General features: G+C 41.2%; 1 protein-coding gene. It reads left to right on the top strand.

All coding sequences use genetic code 11. The features are described from left to right. The first annotated feature begins 229 nt into the window (after positions 1-229). Positions 230-1,234 carry an HTH-type transcriptional repressor PurR gene (purR, locus tag R7F07_RS24790; RefSeq protein WP_005457245.1) on the top strand — a complete coding sequence of 335 codons (1,005 nt, stop codon included), beginning with the start codon at positions 230-232 and terminating at the stop codon, positions 1,232-1,234. Positions 1,235-1,443: the final 209 nt, after the last annotated feature.

The following is a 1,443-nucleotide window of genomic DNA, read 5'->3' as shown; positions in this document are numbered from 1 at the left end:
TATAGCGGTTTTTGTTTTTTATTAATAGGTTGATGACCACTTCCTCATATTTAGTAGGAAGCCGAGTACCTTCAACCAAGTTGCTACAAATCTTTTTATACCGATTTCGGTACAACCGCTGCCTACTAGAATAGACACTACTGTTGTTGTGGTGTTTAGTTTGCGCAAAAAACTAAGCGTATGGTTGTATTCACTACGGTATTAAGTAGCTCGATACAGGACATCATTTATGGCCACTATAAAAGACGTTGCTCGCTTAGCCGGCGTTTCTACTACCACAGTTTCGCACGTTATTAATAAGACACGTTTTGTTGCAGAAGCAACCCAAGAAAAAGTAATGAAAGCGGTTGATGAGCTTAACTACGCACCAAGCGCAGTTGCTCGTAGTTTAAAATGCAACTCAACTCGTACTATTGGTATGTTGGTAACACAGTCAACTAACCTATTCTTCTCTGAAGTGATCGACGGTGTAGAAAGTTACTGCTACCGTCAAGGTTACACATTGATCTTGTGTAATACTGGCGGCATCTACGAGAAACAGCGCGACTACATCCGCATGCTTGCTGAGAAACGTGTAGATGGCATTTTGGTGATGTGTTCAGATCTAACCGAAGAACTAAAAGAGATGTTAGATCGTCACTCAGATATCCCGAAAGTTGTGATGGATTGGGGCCCAGAGAGTTCTCGTGCGGACAAGATCATCGATAACTCTGAAGAAGGTGGCTACCTAGCAACTAAATATCTTATCGATAACGGCCACACTGACATCGCCTGCCTTAGTGGTCACTTTGAGAAACTAGCTTGCCAAGAGCGTATCGCTGGTTTCCGTCGTGCCATGGCTGAAGCAAAACTGCCAATCAATGAAGATTGGATTCTTGAAGGTAACTTTGAATGTGATACTGCGGTACTGGTTGCAGACAAGATCACCGCGATGGAAAAACGCCCTACTGCAGTATTCTGTTTTAACGACACCATGGCACTTGGCTTAATGAGCCGTCTGCAACAAAACGGCATCAAGGTTCCAGATGACGTTTCTGTTATCGGTTACGACAACATTGAACTTGCAGAGTACTTCTCACCACCGCTAACAACGATTCACCAACCTAAACGTCGTGTGGGTAAAAATGCGTTTGAGATCCTACTTGAACGCATTAAAGATAAAGAACATGAAAAGCGTGTGTTCGAGATGCAACCAGAGATTGTTATCCGCAACACCGTTAAGAAACTTAATTAAATGAACACAAGCGCCCTTAGGGGCGCTTTTTTTTATTAAAAAAATAACACTTCCCGCACACTTTACCTCATTCTTAAAAACAATAACCTCCATAAGTTACTGTTTTCTTTACATGTGAATTATTAATTACCGCTTCTTTTCAAACATTAAATACAATTCTCAATTATGAGTACCCATGCACAAAATGGCATTATTTATTGAATCAAGAT

Source organism: Vibrio sp. YT-16, from assembly GCF_033337405.1.
Lineage (GTDB): Bacteria > Pseudomonadota > Gammaproteobacteria > Enterobacterales > Vibrionaceae > Vibrio > Vibrio alginolyticus.
Note: the sequence above shows the minus strand (reverse complement) of the source record. Positions and strands in the feature narration are given on the sequence as shown.